The organism is Pantoea sp. X-Soil-TKNS-1211, assembly GCF_059730495.1.
This window is the reverse complement of the sequence record NZ_AP035953.1, coordinates 1,900,058-1,916,475: the sequence shown is the minus strand read 5'-3', so window position 1 is coordinate 1,916,475 and position 16,418 is coordinate 1,900,058. Positions and strand designations below refer to the sequence as shown.

Here is a 16,418-nt window from a genome sequence, read left to right as displayed (position 1 = left end):
GCGACGCTCCCCCCTCCTCAATCCCAGGCAATCATGGCGCTACCGTCAGGAAAGTGTTAAGCATGGTAAATAGAGGAAAAACCAGCCACTTTTCGCTTGTGTTTTAGCGTTGAAAAGCCAATCCTGCTCCCAGTCATAGCAGGAGAACTACCGATGAAAAAAGTTATCGCCTCCGTGCTGGCGTTAACCTTATTAACACCAGCCATCGCCCTTGCCCACCCTGGTCCGTGGGGACCTGGTCCTGGACCACATTGGGGTGGACCCGGTCCATTACATTTCTTACCCGATGCCGCAACTGCGGTGTTGATTGGCGGCCTGACCTATTACCTGCTGAACGGCAGCTACTACCAACGTCAGGGTGATACCTACGTTGTGGTGCAACCTCCGCAATCCGTCCCGGTCGAAGGCATGCGTGTGCTCGACTTTAACGGCAAACGTTATTACGTGCAGGATGGTCATTACTATCAGCGCGATATTAACGGCAGCTATAACGAAGTACCACGCCCCTACGGTTTATAAAACGCACATAAAAACGGCCCGTCACTGACGGGCCGTTTTTGCTATTCTGCTGCCGCTTACTGCGTCGCCTGCGGGTCAGTATCGTACTCTTTACAGCTCTGGAAGCCGTAGTTCATCACGTGACCGGTATCGTTATAGCTGACAAAGTAAGTCTGAAGCTTGCCATCACGCTCGCCCAGCACATAGGTCTGGCAGGTGCCGCGCGCATGTACCATGGTGATCTCAGTAGAGGGTGCTCCGGCAATCTGACGCACTTGGTCACGGGTCATCCCTTTTTTCACATCCTTCACCACAGGTTTCGTTACGAAGCTCTCGGCACGATCATAAGCCGTACAACCAGAGAGCGCTGCCAGCGTTAAGGCCGCAGCGATACATCCCAGCACTTTATTCATCTTGTTGTTCCTCATTACTGTGTCCATGTAACCTTAAGCCTGGAACATAAATCCAGATTAATCAATTTTATGGCGGCATATTCAGTTTGTTCCGAAGCGTCAGGATTGCGTAAAAGTGCCTGTGTTCCCGCGTCTGGCTCCGTATAATTGCCTTATGAGAATGAGCACTCTCAAAACTATTTTCAGGGCGGTTATGACCAGACAACGAGAGAACAAAGACGAACGCCACCGTCAGCGTCAGGATGAAATCATCCGCGCGGCACGTGACTGCTTTCGGCGGGAGGGCTTTCATGCGGCCAGCATGGCGCGGCTGGCTTGCGCCGCCAATCTCAGCGTGGGGCAAATCTACCGCTATTTCCCCAGTAAGGACGCCATCATTGAAGAGATGGTGAAACGGATTGTTGATGACCGTGTCGCTGCGATGCGCGATCGCGTCGACAGCGATCAGATCGCCACCACTCTTGCCTGGCGTGAAAGCCTGAACCCGGAAGATGAATTGCTGATGCTGGATGTCGCCGCCGAAGCTGGGCGCAATCCACGCGTTGCGGCGATGCTGGCAGCAGCAGACGCGCGTATGTTTAGTCATGCCCGGCAGAAAGTCCGGGCCAGCCATCCTGAATTGAATGACGAACAGGTTAACGCCTGCGTCGAAGTCCTGGCCGTGTTGTTTGATGGCACGGCCCTGCGTCGCCTGACGCCACAGAAAGCGTCAGCGGCTGCCCTACAACAGCTTTATCAGAACCTGATTTCACTCCTAATAAAGACAGAGGATAAATGACACCTGCACCTTCTAACCGCCTGGTTTATGCCATCACGCTTGGCCTGCTCGCTGCACTTGGGCCGCTCTGTATCGATCTCTACTTGCCCGCTCTGCCAGAACTGGCGCAGGACCTGCACACCGAAACCGCCACCGCACAGTTAAGCCTCACCGCGACACTGATCGGCCTCGGTGCCGGCCAGCTACTGTTCGGCCCGTTGAGCGACAAATTTGGCCGTCTGCGCCCTTTGCGGATCTCACTGCTGCTGCTGTTTGTCGCCTCAATCGGTTGTGCATGGGCGCAAGACATCAATCAACTGTTGGTGGCGCGTTTGTTTGAAGGCCTGGCGGGCGGCGGCGGCGCGGTGCTCTCGCGTGCTGTGGCGCGCGATATGTACAGCGGTTATGAACTGACGCGCTTTTTTGCTCTGCTGATGCTGGTTAACGGTCTGGCACCCATCGCCGCTCCGGTACTGGGTGGTTTTATGTTAACCGTGCTGAACTGGCGCGGCATTTTTATGGTGTTGGGGGCGGTGGCAATTTTGCTTATTCTGCTGACCCGCTGGAAACTCCATGAAACGCTGCCGGAAGAAAAACGCAATCGGGGTTCCATTTTCTCCGCCTGGGCTGCACTTGGCGAGGTATTTACCCATCGTGCCTTTATGGGATTCTGTTTAACACAGGGTTTCATGATGGCGGGGATGCTCGCTTACATCGGCGCATCACCGTTTGTCCTGCAACAGATCTACGGTCTGTCTCCGCAAGCCTTCAGTTTCTGCTTTGCCGCCAATGGTTTCGGTCTGATTATTGCTTCACAGACCAGCGCCCGCCTGTGCCGACGTTGGGGTGAATACCGGGTACTGAAAGGTGGCCTGCTGCTGGCCTTTGTCGCCTCCGCCTGTCTGCTGGTGGCGGGCATCATCGGTGCGTCGCTGCCGGTGATTCTGCTGCCCTTGTTCTTCACCATCGCCAGCAATGGTGTTATCGCTACCACCGCCTCCTCGCTGGCGATGCAGAGCCAGGGCCACCGCGCGGGCAGCGCCTCGGCGGCAATTGGCGTCACCATGTTCACCCTCGGTGCCATCAGCGTACCGCTAACTGGTCTCGGCGGTACCTCGGTGCTGAGCATGACCGGCACCATTTTTGGCTGTTTTATGTTATCGATCGTGATGTTTATCCTGCTGGCGAAGAAGCCGAAAAGCGCCTGATTTGCCAGCAAATAACCCGAACAACAAGCCATACGGCTTGTTGTTTTGGGCCAGCCGCGTTAGCTTTAGCAAATGATTCGCATTGTGCCGTCCGGCAACTGACTTGAGGAGAGGTTCATGTCACTGCAGCAGGAAATCATTGAAGCCCTTGGTGTTAAACCCGTCATCGATCCCCAGCAAGAAGTTCGTGTCAGCGTTGATTTTTTAAAGTCGTACCTGAAAACCAACCCGGGGATTAAGACCCTGGTACTCGGCATTAGCGGCGGTCAGGATTCCACGCTGACAGGCATTCTGTCACAAACCGCCATCCGTGAGTTGCGCGCAGAGACCGGTGACAACGACTACACCTTTATTGCCGTACGTCTGCCTTATGGCGTGCAGGCTGATGAGCAGGATTGTCAGGATGCGTTGGCCTTTATCCAGCCGGATCGATCGCTGGTGGTCAACATCAAAGAAGCGGTGCTGGCGAGTGAGCGCGCCCTGCAGGATGCCGGGATTGCCCTGTCGGACTATATTCGCGGTAATGAAAAAGCCCGCGAACGCATGAAAGCCCAGTACAGCATAGCTGGAATGACCAAAGGAGTGGTGGTAGGCACTGACCATGCTGCCGAAGCGGTCACCGGTTTCTTCACCAAATATGGTGATGGCGGCACTGACATCAACCCAATTTTCCGCCTCAACAAAGGCCAGGGTAAACAGTTGCTGAAACTGCTGGGCTGCCCGGAGCATCTTTACCTGAAGCACCCAACGGCTGACCTCGAAGATAATCGTCCAGGATTACAGGATGAAGTGGCTCTCGGCGTGACCTATCAGTTGATTGATGCCTATCTGGAAGGCAAAACCATTGATGCGGCGGCCGCTAAAATCATCGAAGGCTGGTATCTGAAAACCGAGCACAAACGTCGCCCGCCGATTACCGTGTTCGACGATTTCTGGAAAAAATAACCCCATCCGGCGTTTTCCATTTCGGCTCGGAAAACGCCTCTTTTTGCCTGGTCTGAATACTTTTTTATGCCTGCACATTTACCGCGCGCGACACTGTTTGGCCTGAGCGCGATTTTACTCTGGAGCACCACCGTTGGCCTGTTGCGCAGCGTGAGTGAAGCCTTTGGCGCCACTGGTGGCGCGGCGTTGATTTATACCACTACGGCGTTATTGCTGTGCCTGACGCGTGGCCTGCCTGATTTCCGCCAGATGCCGACGCGCTACTTGTGGGGCGGCGGTCTGCTGTTTGTCGGCTATGAAATCTGTCTCGCGCTGGCGATTGGTCTGGCGCAGGATCGAGCGCAGTCGCTGGAGCTGGGGATGATCAATTACCTGTGGCCCTGTCTGACCATCGTGTTTGCTATTCCAATCAACCAACAACGTTTCCGTCTCTGGCTATGGCCGGGATTGCTGTTGTCGCTGGCGGGAATTGTCTGGGTGCTACAGAGCCGGGGCGGCAGTTCATGGTCGCAGCTCGGACATAATCTGCTGAGTAACCCGCTGGCGTATGGACTGGCGTTTATCGCCGCTTTTGCCTGGGGGCTGTACAACAACGTGACGCGCCGTTATGCCAACGGCAAAAGTGGCGTCAATCTGTTCTTTATCATCACGGCGCTGGCGTTGTGGAGCAAATTCGCCATTACCGAACAGGTCAGCTCGCTGCATTTCAGCCTGATCCCGGCGCTGGAGGTGTTGTTTATGGGCGTCTCCACCGCAGTGGCCTATTCAGCGTGGAACCACGGTATTCAACACGGCAATCTAACGTTACTGGCAACGGCATCTTACTTTACGCCAGTGCTGTCGGCGTTGCTGGCTTCGCTCTGGCTCGGGCTAACCCCGTCCCTGATCTTCTGGCAAGGCGTGCTGATGATCACCCTCGGTTCGTTGATTTGCTGGCTGGCGACCCGCCGCCTGTAACGGGTGGCGAGAAAATCGCCACCCTGATATACTGGATGGACAACCAGTAAGCGGAGTCCTCCTTGGTCAGACGAGCCACAAGTTACCGCCTTGAATTTGATGCGGCAGCCATTTACCAATATCCCGAACATCTGCGCCAGTGGCTGGAAGGTTTACCGAATCAGCCCGGCGTGTATGTTTTCCACGGCGAAAGCGAAAACCTGCCGTTGTATATCGGCAAAAGCGTTAACCTGCGCAGCCGTGTGATGTCCCATTTCCGCACCCCCGACGAAGCCAGCATGCTGCGCCAGGCAAGGCGCGTCAGTTGGATCCCCACCGCGGGCGATCTTGGCGCGCAGTTACTGGAAGCGCAGATGATTAAAACTCAACAGCCGTTGTTCAATAAGCGCCTGCGTAAAAACCGCCAGCTCTGCTCAATCCAGCTTAACGACACCGCACCGCAAGTGGTTTACGCCCGCGATCTCGATTTCTCCAGCACCGCCAATCTGTATGGCCTGTTTCGTAGCCGCCATGCCGCGCTGGAGAAGCTGAAAGGCATCGCCGATGAACAGCGCCTGTGCCACGGTTTGCTGGGGCTGGAGAACCTGCGCAGCGGCCGAGGGTGTTTCCGTGCCGCACTTAACCGCTGTGCCGGTGCCTGCTGCGGCAACGAGTCGCCAGAGGCGCATCAACAGCGCTTGCAGCAGGCACTGGAGGCGTTACGGGTGGTGTGCTGGCCGTGGCCCGGCGCGGTAGGGATGGTGGAACGTGGCGCGACCATGACGCAAATCCACGTGATCGATCATTGGTTCTGGCTGGGTTCGGTGAGTAACGAAGCAGAAGCGCGCCAGCTGCAACGGATACCCCAAGGTTTTGATCACGATGGTTATAAAATTCTCTGTCGTCCGCTGTTGTCGGGCGAGTTCCCGTTGATCGCGCTATAAAAGCAAAACCGCCGACGCTGCCCAAAGCATCGGATGCGATGGACAACGTCGGCGGTCTCAAACCCTCATGCTATCAGCGGATTATTCGCCATCAGCCGGTGGTGGCGGCATCTTACCATCGTGCGGGCGTTTCTCTGTCAGACGTTTCTCAAAGTTCGCGTTGAACTGCTTTTTCTGCTCCGGCGTCAACACGTTATAGAGTTTGTTCTGCGTTTCCATCATCGCCACAGCACGTTCTTTGGCATTGGCGGTCATTTTTTCCGCCTGTGCTTCTGCTTTCGCCCGGTCGAAGGTGTCAGAGGCAATCAGCGCGTGGTTAGCGCGACGCTCTTCCAGCGACGGACGTTGAAAGTCTTTGTGGCTTTCACGCATGATGTCATGCATCTGTTTTTTCTGCGCGTCGGTCAGGTTCAGACCTTTGAACATCATGTCCATACCACCATGACGCATCGGCGGCTTATGCATGGATTTCTCGCTGCCAGCTGGCGGAGGCGTCAGGTTGTCTGCCGCAGCATGGACGATATTGGCAGCACCGAGAGCCATCGCGGTAGCCAGGAAGAGGGAAGTCAGTTTACGCATAATATTGTCCTTACTTTTCAGTTTCATGACGACAGCCTGTGTCGCGTCTTCGGAAACAAGCATACGACGCTGAACGTCAACTACTCAGAGGCTGAGTAAAGCCCTGAAAGCATAAAAGACAGATATCAGGCGATCATGGAGAGAATAAGAAGAAACACGTGAGGAATTGCAAAAGAGTATGACGAATAAGGCAAAAAACGCAGGAATTAAGGAGGAGTGTAACGGTATTGTCGGCGTAGCGAAAGGATAATTCGCACAACCGTCCCCTTGTCGCGGCGTAATTTATCGCGCGATGGAGACACGCGCGATAAATCGCGTCGCTACAACGTCAGAGCCTGAGTTTGCTCGTTCTCTTCCACCAGCATCAACCCGGCACGCAATCCCGGTGCGACATTTGGATTGGGGAACAAAACATACTCGCGCGCCTGTTGTACGTAGTAACGGGTATCCCCCTCCTCCGCCAACAACGTCCCCTGCGGGAAAGCGGTAAAGTTGAGCGTACCAGGTCCCATATGCAGCACAAACTCTTCACCGTGGCGGGTGATTTGCTGGGCCACGTGATAACGTCGTGGCGCAGTTTGCACCTCCGGCAGTGCTTCGCCATACAGTAACGCGGCCAATGCCTGCTGTGCTGCGCTGAACTGGGTAAGATCGTTCTCCCCAAACGGCAGCGCCTTGCCCAGCTCCAGCGTACAACTGGCGGCGGCATAATGCTCACAACTGAAATGAGTAAAAGTGCCACCGGGTGAACGGTGGAAAACCAGCGCTTCCAGCCCGGCGGCGGCCAGCCAGTGCATAAAATCCTCTGGCCACGGACGTTGATTGAGTGGCATCACACCAAAACGTGTGTGATACGAACCGCGAATAGCGGTATGTAAATCGAGATGCCAGCGGGTTTCTGTTGTCAGGCAGGTATGCCAGAACGTTTCCAGCGCCTGCTCCAGCCGCAGCGCACGCCGCGCCTCCGGCACATCAGACACCTGCTGCCAACGTCCGCCAAACAGACGATTGATATCGTATTGCTGATAACGTTTGCCGCTGCGCATTGCCTGCGGATTCCCCAGCAGCACCAGCAGCCGCACTGCCAGCGGTTTTTCGCCGCGTAGCAAGGACGTCAGTAGCAGGTTAAGGATCTCTACCGGCGCGGTTTCATTACCGTGGATACCCGCAGACAGCACCAACGCCTGCGACGTTGGGGTATGCGGGGTCAGGGACAGAATGCCCTCATCCAGCCACTGCCAGCTGAGGTGGGCGTTTTGCCCGTGACGCTCCAGCGGCACCCGGCCAGACAATGTTTGCTGTAAAAAATCCTGCATTCTTTCTCCTTACGTAAAACAAGGGGCGACACATGCGCCCCCAAGCGTTAGCGCTGAAATGCGTAGACAGAACCTAAGTCTAGCAGCTGTGTCAGCTCATCTAACGCAGTACGCCCTTCACGTAGCAATTGTGGATCGGCCAAATCCGCCTGGGTTAAGCGATCGCGATAATGGCGATCGACCCAATCATTCAGGACACCGAACAGGCGGTCGTTCATCAATACCGCCGGATTCAGCGCCTGACGCTCCGCTTCCGTCAGTACCACACGTAGCCGTAAACAGGCCGGGCCACCGCCGTTGTACATACTTTCGCGCAGGTCAAACACCTTCAGTTCCCGAATCGGCCCACCGCTCTCCACCAGTTCAGTCAGATAACGCCATACGCCGCTATGCTGGCGTGACTCCTCCGGCAAGACCAGCAACATGCCGCCGTCAGCACGTTGTAGCAGCTGGCTGTTAAACAGGTAAGTATTGACCGCATCGGCCACTGACACTTTATTGCGCGGCACTTCAATCGCGCAGAAACCGGGGATCCGCGCCTGCAAATCGGCCAGCAACTGAGGCTGATTGACAAAGGCGTCCTCATGACAGAAGAACACCTGCTGGTTACTCACCGCGATAACATCGTTATGGAACACGCCCTGATCGATAACCGTCGGATTCTGCTGGGCATACACTGTCCGTGCATGATGCAGCTGATGCAGACGCGCCACCGCCTCACTGGCTTCCCGCGTCTGGCGTGCCGGATAGCGTAGCGGTTCTGCACCTTGTGACTTCCCGTCGCGGCCATAGACAAACAGTTGTACCCCGGTGTCACTATAATCCGCGCCGAAACGATTATGGTTAGCCGCCCCTTCATCACCAAACAGCGCCACCTGCGGCAACGCATCATGGACGCTGAAATGTTGCGGATCGCGGAAGATGGCACGCAGCAAATCGGCGGTTTCCGGTGCTTCAATCGCGCGATGGAATTTGTTGTTAAGGTTAGCCACAGTAAAATGCACGCGACCATCGGCACTGTCGGCAGACGGAGAGACAGTAGCGGCATTCGCTACCCACATTGCCGAGGCGGAACTGGCCGCTGACAACAGTTGCGGTGCTTGTTTCGCCGCCTGCGCCAGCACCTGTTCATCGCTGCCGCTGAAACCCAACTGGCGCAGTAACGGCAGATTGGGACGTTCATGCGGTGGGATCACTCCCTGCACATAGCCCATATCCGCCAGCGCTTTCATCTTCAGCAACCCCTGCTTCGCCGCGAGACGCGGATTCGACGGCTGCAACTGGTTACGTGTCGATGCTTCATTACCGAAAGATAATCCGGCGTAATGGTGCGTTAGCCCCACCAAGCCGTCGAAGTTGGCTTCAAAGGCTTTCATTCAGATGCTCCCGCCGCAGAGAAGTCGAGACCTGGTGACAGCGTGCCCGGCAGATCAAGGCTGGGGCTTTCCAGCGAGGCCATCGGCCACGCACAGTAATCCGCCGCATACCAGGCGCTGGCACGGTGGTTGCCGGAGGCACCAATGCCACCGAAGGGTGCGGAGCTGGCCGCGCCGGTCAGCGGTTTGTTCCAGTTAACGATACCGGCGCGCGCTTCCAGCAGCAGTTGATCAAATTGCGCACGATCAGGGGAAATCAAGCCACAGGAAAGACCGTAGCGCGTCTGATTTGCCAGACGAATCGCCTGCTCAAAGTTGTCATAACGCACCACTTGCAACAGCGGGCCGAACACTTCTTCATCCGGCAATGACCGCACGTCGGTCATATCGATGATACCCGGCGTGATGATGGCGCTGTCGCGATCGGGCCAGTGCATTCCCAGCAACACTTTGCCTCCGAGATCCACGCGCTTTTGCCAGGCGGCATAAATCTGTCCGGCAGCGGCCGGGGAAATCACGCTGCCCATAAAAGGTTGCGGCTCAGCATTCCAGGCGGCAGGTTGCAAGCGGGTGCTTACCTCAACCAGACGTTGCAGAAAGGCATCGCCTGCTGCACCACGTTTCACCAGTAGACGGCGGGCGCAGGTGCAGCGTTGCCCGGCGGTGATAAACGCCGACTGAATAGCGATATGCACCGCACCATCGATATCCGCCGGATTCTCGACGATCAAGGCGTTATTGCCGCCCATCTCTAATGCCAGCATTTTTTCCGGCTGCCCGGCAAACTGCCGATGCAGGTGATAACCGGTTGCCGCACTGCCGGTAAACAGCAGGCCATCAATCTGACTCTCCGCCGCCAGTGCCTGGCCGGTATCGCGTCCTCCCTGCACCAGGCCAAGCACTCCGGCAGGGATGCCCGCTTTTTGCCACAGCTGCACGGTTTTTTCCGCCGTCATCGGTGTCAGTTCACTGGGTTTGAAGACCACGCAGTTGCCAGCCAACAAGGCAGGCACGATATGGCCATTCGGCAGATGACCGGGAAAGTTATAGGGGCCAAACACCGCCAACACGCCGTGTGGACGATGACGCAGCGAGCTTTCCCCTTCTGCCGTTTCACCGGTGCGGCTGTGGTAAGCCTTTATTGAGATAGCGATTTTGTTGATCATCGCCTGCACTTCCGTCAGCGTTTCCCAGCGTGGTTTGCCGGTTTCACGGGCGATGGTCTCAGCCAGTTCATTTTTATGTGCTTCCAGCTGTCGGCCAAAGGCTTCCACCAGCGCCTGGCGCTCAGCCAAGGGTTTACGCGCCCAGTGAGGAAACGCAGCGCGTGCCGCTTCACATGCCGCTGCGACCTGAGAGGGTGACGCGGACTTGCCCTGCCACAGGGTGTCCCCGCTGACCGGATTGAGTTTGCTGAACGCTTCAGCGCCGCCGGTCAGCCATTGGCCGTTAATAAAATGCGTCATGCTTTTTTCTCCTCGCGACCCAGTGTGACCACACGCAGGTTGTCGCCATATACACAGCACAGCGCATCACGCTGACTGTCGTTGAGACGCACGCGGCCGGAAGCGATATCTACCGGCAGCAACGCCACGCGAAACTGTTGATAATCCAGATTAGCGACCAGGCACAGCGGCCACTCTTCGCTGGCTTCACCGGCCACCGCCGTTAGCAGCTGACTTTTACGAATGGCGCGGATGCGGTCGATTTCACACTCCAGCGTCGGGCCGCCGTCGAAAATGTCGACGTAATTGAGGTAGCGGAATCCTTCGGCTTCCAGCACCGCACGGGCAGGCGCGGTTTTAGGATGCACCACGCCGATCACTTTCTGCGCCTCTTCGCTCAGGTAGTGGGTATATAACGGATGTTTCGGCATCAGTTCGGCGATAAACGCTTTCTGCCCGGTGCCGCTCAGGAAATCAGCTTTGCTGAATTCCATCGAAAAGAAGCGGCTGCCTACGCTGTCCCAGAAGGGCGAATGGCCGTTGTCATCACTGACGCCGCGCATCTCCGCCACCACATGCTTCATAAAGCGGTCGCGAAAATTTGCCATAAACAGAAAACGCGATTTAGACAGCAGATAACCATTTTTGCCATCGCGATAGTCAGGATCGAGAAACAGCGTGCACAATTCACTGCTGCCGGTATGGTCGTTACTCAACGACAACGTCGGCAGGCTGGCATACACATTCAGCTCTTTAGACGCATGGACTTGGGTGCCGACCCGAAAGTTGTACCAGGGATCCTGTAAACCCACCGCGACTTCAATGGCACAAATGCCCACCGCGCGATTGTCTTCACTGTCAGCCAGTACAAACACGTATCCCTGCTCGGCGCGCGGCAGCGCACCCTGCCAGGTCTGCAAAGAACGTTCGATACGCGCCTGTAAGGTCGTGCTATCCGCCGGTAGCGACGTCAGGCCGCCACCGGTTTTGCCCGCCAGCGACAGCAACTGCGCAAGGTCGTCACGTTCGACGGGGCGGATTACCATCATGATGCTGCTCCTTTGAGCACGCGTTCACAGGCTCGGGCGAAACGCGCCAGCCCTTCTTTGGCTTCCTGTTCACTGATATTCAGTGCGGGAGCAAAGCGCACCACGTTAGCTCCGGCAATCAGCACCATGACGCCCTCCTCTGCGGCGGCGAGGTTGAACTGTTTGGCTTTACCGGCAAAATCATCATTCAGCACGGCACCAATCAGCAGACCCAGGCCGCGGATCTCTTTAAACAACGGCAAACGCTGATTCAGTTCCTCCAGCGCCGTGACAAACCACTGATGGCGCTCAGCCACCCCGGCCATAAAAGCAGGCTGATTAATCAACTCGACCACTTTACCGCCTACTGCCCCGGCCAGCGGGTTGCCGCCGTAGGTGGTGCCGTGTGTACCTACACTCATCACCAGTGCCAGATCTTCACGGGTCAGCATGGCGCCAATCGGGAAGCCGCCCCCCAGCGCTTTCGCCGTGGTGAGTACATCCGGGGTCACACCGTAATGCATATAGGCGTAAAGGGAGCCGGTACGTCCCACACCACTTTGCACTTCATCAAAGATCAGCACCGCGTGATGCTTATCGCAGAGCGCGCGCAGGCCACGCAGGAACGCCGGATCGGCTGGCACCACACCCCCTTCGCCCTGAATCGGTTCAACAATCACGGCACAGGTTTGGTCATTGATTAACGCGGCGGCGGCTTCGAGATCATTGAAAGGGGTGTGCTGGATATCCGGTGGCAACGGTGCAAAATCACGTGAATAGGCTGGCTGTCCACCGGCGGTAACGGTAAACAAGGTACGACCGTGGAAGGCGTTGTTAAAGGCGATGATACCACTTTTCTCCGCACCGAAGCGGTCATGTGCCACTTTGCGCGCCAGCTTCAGCGCGGCCTCGTTGGCTTCGGCACCGGAATTACAGAAAAACACCCGGTCAGCAAAAGTCGCGTCAATTAATTGCTTCGCCAGGCGCAAAATCGGTTCATTGGTATAACCATTACCGGTATGCCACAACTTGCTGGCCTGCTCCTGCAACGCCTGTTGCAACGCCGGATGTGCATGTCCGAGGGCATTGACGGCAATGCCTCCGGCAAAATCGATGTAATCCTTGCCCTGCTGATCCCAAAGCGTTGAACCTTCGGCACGCACCGGTACAAACGCAGCGGGTGCATAAACCGGCATCATCCATTGATCGAAATCGTGACGTGAAACCTGCAGTGACATAGTCCTTTCTCCTGCCCCACCCGAGGTGAAGCCTTTGTTTTAAAATTGTTAAAAACCGGTGACTTTCAGCTTAACTGTATATTGCAGTAACCGTGCCAGCCAGAGGGAAAAGTGCATAAATGGATTTCACTAACGGAATATCAATAACTTAACCCCACCACATATTCACTTTAAATGCATAAAAAGTGAATAACCGTCTGATGGCGTCTATATGCCAGAGAATTCTTAAGCGGATTTATGCATTCACAAAATGAAATATTGCTTTTGTGATCGCTGAGGAAATATTTCGCCAGGATAGCGCAGCTGAAGCACCATGATGGTTCACCATGCTCATAAATGGTGCACAAAGGTGCCATGATGGTGCGGGTGAATTGCTCATCTGAATGGTCATTTTCAATACAGAACTTAACAAATAAATAACGCTTCTGCGTTATTTTTAGCCACTCAATCCCCCCGGCTGAGCGTAATAATGTTAGTGACTAAGGTTATTAGGAATACAGAAATAACCAGAAACAGAGTATGTATAAAAAAGTTATCAGGCTAATAATTATCAGGATTAGCGTGTTTGTTATTGAACAAAAACACATAGGGTTGTGCTATTTACAGGCATCATAAAATCTATTAGACACAAATAATCAAAAAACAATAACGGCTTAAAAATCATATAATTAAATATTAATTATAGATAATTAATGCATAGCTTAAGGATAAGTAAAAGCAATATACAATCCCATATAATGGAAGTTGAGATTAAAAATCGCACAAAAAGCCAACGTGAAATATTTAGTAACATTTATTGCACTTTCGATCTTGAACCTTTTGTGTCATTTTCATTTCGCCCCATAGCAGGGCAACAATTAAAAAATAACACAGGGTAAAAATTAAATGATGAAGCGCACTTTACTCGCAGCAGTAATGCCGTTACTGCTGGGACTCTCTACGGCTCAGGCCGCCGAAATCTATAACAAAGATGGCAACAAACTCGACCTGGTGGGCAAAATTAACGTTTCACACCTGTTTTCCGATGACAGCAGCAACGATGGTGAAACCTCCTCATACACCCGTCTGGGCTTCAAAGGCGAAACCAAAATCACTGACCAGCTGACCGGTTATGGTTTCTGGCAGTACCAGTACAGCCTGAGTCGCTCTGAAGGTGGTTCTGATTCACAAACCGGTAACCGTACCCGTCTGGGCTATGCTGGCCTGAAATATGGTGAGTTGGGTTCACTGGACTACGGCCGTAACTACGGTCTGGTTTATGATGCGCTGGGCTACACCGACATGCTGCCGTTCTTCGGCGGTGACTCGGGTTACACCGACGCCTTCCTGTCTGGCCGTTCCACTGGCGTGCTGACCTGGCGTAACAAAGATTTCTTCGGTCTGGTGAAAGGCTGGAACATTGCTGCGCAGTACGAAGGCAAAAACGACCGCACCAGCTACTCTGACATCGCGGTACGTCGTTCTAACGGTGACGGTTTCGCGCTGTCAACGTCATACGACTTCGACTTTGGTCTGAGCGTGGTCGGTACTTACGCCAGCCTGGATCGTACTGAAACGCAGAACGCCGCAACCCGTGGTCACGGTGATAAAGCGCAGCACTGGGCAACTGCGATCAAATATGATGCGAACCAGATCTACCTGGCGACTATGTATGGTCAGACGCAGAACGCTACCCCAATCTCGGGTGGCTTCGCGAACAAAGCCGTCAACTTTGAAGCGGTTGCACAGTACCAGTTCCTGAACGGTTTCCGTCCGTCTGTGGGTTATGTCTCTTCCAAAGGTAAAGACATCGAAAGCATCGGCGACGCGGATATCGTGAAGTACACCTCTATCGGTGCCACTTACTACTTCAACAAAAACATGTCTGCGTATGCGGAATACCGTATCAACCTGTTGAAAGACAACAACCCGCTTGGTCTGGCTACCGACGACATCACTGCTGTGGGTCTGGTGTACCAGTTCTAAGTGAGTTAACCCTCATTGCGCGTCCGGCCCGTGTCAACCGGACGTCAAAAGGGCAGCGAAAGCTGCCCTTTTCTTTTTTCTGCTTACGGCTCCAGCAGGTCAAAGCGATTATTGCCCGCTGACTCCATTTCAAACGGTTGTTCAACCTGCAAAGTAATCCAGTTCGACGTCACACGCTGTTGCTTGCTGTCTTCCAGCGTGACTGCAAGGCGATAACTGTTACTGGCACCCGGCGTGCTGTCCCATGCAGGCATAATAATGCTCCAGCCCTGGGGATCCTGATTATTGGCTGGCGGCGTCAGACTCAATGCCTGGGTATCACCCTGCCAGCTCACACCCGTGATGGCATTGGTAGCACGAATTTGCAGTTTTAAGGGCAGGCTTTCCCCCGCATTCAGTTGCCACGGCGGAGTAGCGAGAAACACCGACAGCGTTTTGCGCTGCCGGTACTCCAGCACCGGCGTGTAGTTGCGCGTTACCATGTCATAGCGACTGCCGCGCAGGGAGCGGGTGGCTGCTACATTATCGGCGTTCAGTTGTTGGCTTAACGCCACACCAAAGCGATAGTTAAGGCGTAGCCCGAACAGATCCTGACTCTCCCCTGCACTACTGGCTTTGTGGCTGGCGGAGACGGTGACTAACGGTACCGGGGTATAGGAAAGACCAAAGGTGAGTGCCGACGGGTTATGGTAGCGAGTGCCGGAATTAAACAGATCAACATCCTGCCCCAGATACTGCTCCCAACTGACGGAAACCCCCAGTTGGCGATAGAAAGGCAAATAACCCTGGGTGGTGAAATCATAGCCGCGCGCCATGCGCTGCTGTTGTGTGGGGTCGCCATTATGCCAGCCGGATAACGGATAATAGTAATTGGCCGAAAAGCGCAGATAATCCGCCCAGGCTTCGGTGCCCAGGGAACCGCGTTGCAACGAGTTGGTGAACAGATGATCGACAAAGGCGTTATAACCCAGCAGCCAGCTCCCGGCGACCCAGCGTTGACCCAGCCCGGCATTGCCCACCAGCCCGTCATCCGTTTGGTGGAAACCCACCTGGCTAAAGGTAAGATAACGATTACGATCGGCCCAGGGGGTGAATAATTCAGCTCCGCTGCCGGTAAAATTCCCATTCATATCAACAGCAAAATCGATCTGTGCATTGCCGTAGGGTGAGAGCAACGACTCCCCTTCACTTGATACCCGCTGCGCCACTTCTTCGCGGAAATGATTAAAGGCCCAGACCCCGGCCTGATGGCCAAAAGTCGTATCGCTGCTGTTTTCGCTGGCTTCCCCGATGCTTTTGGCTATATCTGCCAACTTTTGCGAGAAATTGCTGCTGTCATCCTGATAGCCAAGGGTGGGTAATGCCTCTGCCTCTTTCCGAAAACGTGCCGCGTCGCTGAACGGGGCATCAGTGATCTGGGCTTCGCTGGTATACGCCTGAGAAGCAGGCACAGCAGTAAGCAGTGCGAGCGCACCGAGGGTGATACGTCGGGGTAAAGTCAGTAAAACAACGGGTAACATGGGCAAAATCAGGTTTCAGCTCAGGTAAAAATTAGATGTCTCTCACAAAATCACATCTTTTTACCTTAACATATTCCTGCGTTTTCGCAGCTTCACGCAGTCTGATTATGGCTGTGCGGCGACTGAGGCGTGATAAATCACGCCGCTTGTATGTTTGGAGGGTCAGATTATGATTTCCCTGAAATCAGTTCTGATAACCGGGAAGCCGTGCGCCGCTGGAAGCAGCTTTTACAGTGACTTCGTACGTAGA

General features: G+C 54.8%; 15 protein-coding genes. 7 read left to right on the top strand and 8 right to left on the bottom strand.

The genetic code is table 11. The annotated features are described in order from the left end of the window. Nucleotides 1-153: 153 nt before the first annotated feature. Nucleotides 154-519, top strand: coding sequence for a DUF6515 family protein (locus tag AC6I8W_RS09195; RefSeq protein ID WP_497837882.1), 366 nt, complete (start codon nucleotides 154-156; stop codon nucleotides 517-519). 56 nt (nucleotides 520-575) lie between these two features. Here the strand turns inward: AC6I8W_RS09195 and osmE are convergent, their stop codons facing one another. After that, nucleotides 576-911 (bottom strand): osmotically-inducible lipoprotein OsmE, encoded by a 336-nt coding sequence (gene osmE / locus AC6I8W_RS09190; RefSeq protein ID WP_013508809.1) that lies wholly within the window; start codon nucleotides 909-911, stop codon nucleotides 576-578. 193 nt (nucleotides 912-1,104) lie between these two features. Here osmE and AC6I8W_RS09185 point away from each other — a divergent pair, with 193 nt between their 5' ends. The 5 genes from AC6I8W_RS09185 to cho all read left to right on the top strand — a co-directional run bounded on the left by AC6I8W_RS09185 (nucleotide 1,105) and on the right by cho (nucleotide 5,701). After that, nucleotides 1,105-1,689 carry a TetR/AcrR family transcriptional regulator gene (locus tag AC6I8W_RS09185; RefSeq protein ID WP_497837881.1) on the top strand — a complete coding sequence of 195 codons (585 nt, stop codon included), beginning with the start codon at nucleotides 1,105-1,107 and terminating at the stop codon, nucleotides 1,687-1,689. Then, the gene (locus AC6I8W_RS09180; RefSeq protein ID WP_497837880.1) at nucleotides 1,686-2,876 is read left to right on the top strand and encodes a multidrug effflux MFS transporter; all 1,191 of its coding nucleotides are present in this window, start codon (nucleotides 1,686-1,688) and stop codon (nucleotides 2,874-2,876) included. The genes AC6I8W_RS09185 and AC6I8W_RS09180 overlap by 4 nt, the downstream gene beginning before the upstream one ends. Before the next feature lie 117 nt (nucleotides 2,877-2,993). Continuing rightward, on the top strand, nucleotides 2,994-3,821 hold the full coding sequence (gene nadE, locus AC6I8W_RS09175) for an NAD(+) synthase (protein ID WP_497837879.1): 828 nt from the start codon (nucleotides 2,994-2,996) through the stop codon (nucleotides 3,819-3,821). A 66-nt stretch (nucleotides 3,822-3,887) separates the two neighbouring features. Continuing rightward, nucleotides 3,888-4,778, top strand: coding sequence for an aromatic amino acid DMT transporter YddG (gene yddG / locus AC6I8W_RS09170; protein ID WP_497837878.1), 891 nt, complete (start codon nucleotides 3,888-3,890; stop codon nucleotides 4,776-4,778). Nucleotides 4,779-4,840: 62 nt separating this feature from the next. Next, nucleotides 4,841-5,701 carry an excinuclease Cho gene (gene cho / locus AC6I8W_RS09165; RefSeq protein ID WP_497837877.1) on the top strand — a complete coding sequence of 287 codons (861 nt, stop codon included), beginning with the start codon at nucleotides 4,841-4,843 and terminating at the stop codon, nucleotides 5,699-5,701. Nucleotides 5,702-5,782: 81 nt separating this feature from the next. Here the strand turns inward: cho and spy are convergent, their stop codons facing one another. The 6 genes from spy to AC6I8W_RS09135 all read right to left on the bottom strand — a co-directional run bounded on the left by spy (nucleotide 5,783) and on the right by AC6I8W_RS09135 (nucleotide 12,683). After that, nucleotides 5,783-6,280, bottom strand: coding sequence for an ATP-independent periplasmic protein-refolding chaperone Spy (gene spy / locus AC6I8W_RS09160; RefSeq protein WP_497837876.1), 498 nt, complete (start codon nucleotides 6,278-6,280; stop codon nucleotides 5,783-5,785). Between the two features lie 320 nt (nucleotides 6,281-6,600). Beyond that, the gene (gene astE, locus AC6I8W_RS09155) at nucleotides 6,601-7,596 is read right to left on the bottom strand and encodes a succinylglutamate desuccinylase (protein ID WP_497837875.1); all 996 of its coding nucleotides are present in this window, start codon (nucleotides 7,594-7,596) and stop codon (nucleotides 6,601-6,603) included. A gap of 47 nt (nucleotides 7,597-7,643) precedes the next feature. Continuing rightward, nucleotides 7,644-8,972, bottom strand: a complete 1,329-nt coding sequence (gene astB, locus AC6I8W_RS09150) for an N-succinylarginine dihydrolase (protein ID WP_497837874.1) — start codon at nucleotides 8,970-8,972, stop codon at nucleotides 7,644-7,646. After that, the gene (astD, locus tag AC6I8W_RS09145; RefSeq protein ID WP_497837873.1) at nucleotides 8,969-10,438 is read right to left on the bottom strand and encodes a succinylglutamate-semialdehyde dehydrogenase; all 1,470 of its coding nucleotides are present in this window, start codon (nucleotides 10,436-10,438) and stop codon (nucleotides 8,969-8,971) included. Before astD ends, astB begins: the two co-directional genes overlap by 4 nt. Next, the gene (astA, locus tag AC6I8W_RS09140; RefSeq protein ID WP_497837872.1) at nucleotides 10,435-11,466 is read right to left on the bottom strand and encodes an arginine N-succinyltransferase; all 1,032 of its coding nucleotides are present in this window, start codon (nucleotides 11,464-11,466) and stop codon (nucleotides 10,435-10,437) included. Before astA ends, astD begins: the two co-directional genes overlap by 4 nt. Further along, nucleotides 11,463-12,683: an aspartate aminotransferase family protein gene (locus tag AC6I8W_RS09135; RefSeq protein ID WP_497837871.1), complete on the bottom strand. Its 1,221-nt coding sequence runs from the start codon at nucleotides 12,681-12,683 to the stop codon at nucleotides 11,463-11,465. Before AC6I8W_RS09135 ends, astA begins: the two co-directional genes overlap by 4 nt. Before the next feature lie 885 nt (nucleotides 12,684-13,568). On the opposite strand from AC6I8W_RS09135, the gene AC6I8W_RS09130 reads away from it, so the two are divergent. Next, nucleotides 13,569-14,648, top strand: a complete 1,080-nt coding sequence (locus AC6I8W_RS09130; protein ID WP_497837870.1) for a porin — start codon at nucleotides 13,569-13,571, stop codon at nucleotides 14,646-14,648. 83 nt (nucleotides 14,649-14,731) lie between these two features. On the opposite strand, the gene AC6I8W_RS09125 is transcribed toward AC6I8W_RS09130, so the two are convergent. Further along, nucleotides 14,732-16,168 (bottom strand): YchO/YchP family invasin, encoded by a 1,437-nt coding sequence (locus tag AC6I8W_RS09125; protein ID WP_497837869.1) that lies wholly within the window; start codon nucleotides 16,166-16,168, stop codon nucleotides 14,732-14,734. Nucleotides 16,169-16,418: the final 250 nt, after the last annotated feature.

What these genes read in the sequence shown, in the direction of transcription:
- AC6I8W_RS09180 (WP_497837880.1), top strand. Translation starts at nt 1,686, where the DNA reads ATGACACCTGCACCTTCTAACCGCCTGGTTTATGCCATCACGCTTGGC.
- yddG (WP_497837878.1), top strand. Translation starts at nt 3,888, where the DNA reads ATGCCTGCACATTTACCGCGCGCGACACTGTTTGGCCTGAGCGCGATT.
- AC6I8W_RS09195 (WP_497837882.1), top strand. Translation starts at nt 154, where the DNA reads ATGAAAAAAGTTATCGCCTCCGTGCTGGCGTTAACCTTATTAACACCA.
- AC6I8W_RS09185 (WP_497837881.1), top strand. Translation starts at nt 1,105, where the DNA reads ATGACCAGACAACGAGAGAACAAAGACGAACGCCACCGTCAGCGTCAG.
- AC6I8W_RS09130 (WP_497837870.1), top strand. Translation starts at nt 13,569, where the DNA reads ATGATGAAGCGCACTTTACTCGCAGCAGTAATGCCGTTACTGCTGGGA.
- astA (WP_497837872.1), bottom strand. Translation starts at nt 11,466, where the DNA reads ATGATGGTAATCCGCCCCGTCGAACGTGACGACCTTGCGCAGTTGCTG.
- osmE (WP_013508809.1), bottom strand. Translation starts at nt 911, where the DNA reads ATGAATAAAGTGCTGGGATGTATCGCTGCGGCCTTAACGCTGGCAGCG.
- astD (WP_497837873.1), bottom strand. Translation starts at nt 10,438, where the DNA reads ATGACGCATTTTATTAACGGCCAATGGCTGACCGGCGGCGCTGAAGCG.
- AC6I8W_RS09135 (WP_497837871.1), bottom strand. Translation starts at nt 12,683, where the DNA reads ATGTCACTGCAGGTTTCACGTCACGATTTCGATCAATGGATGATGCCG.
- nadE (WP_497837879.1), top strand. Translation starts at nt 2,994, where the DNA reads ATGTCACTGCAGCAGGAAATCATTGAAGCCCTTGGTGTTAAACCCGTC.
- spy (WP_497837876.1), bottom strand. Translation starts at nt 6,280, where the DNA reads ATGCGTAAACTGACTTCCCTCTTCCTGGCTACCGCGATGGCTCTCGGT.
- astE (WP_497837875.1), bottom strand. Translation starts at nt 7,596, where the DNA reads ATGCAGGATTTTTTACAGCAAACATTGTCTGGCCGGGTGCCGCTGGAG.
- AC6I8W_RS09125 (WP_497837869.1), bottom strand. Translation starts at nt 16,168, where the DNA reads ATGTTACCCGTTGTTTTACTGACTTTACCCCGACGTATCACCCTCGGT.
- astB (WP_497837874.1), bottom strand. Translation starts at nt 8,972, where the DNA reads ATGAAAGCCTTTGAAGCCAACTTCGACGGCTTGGTGGGGCTAACGCAC.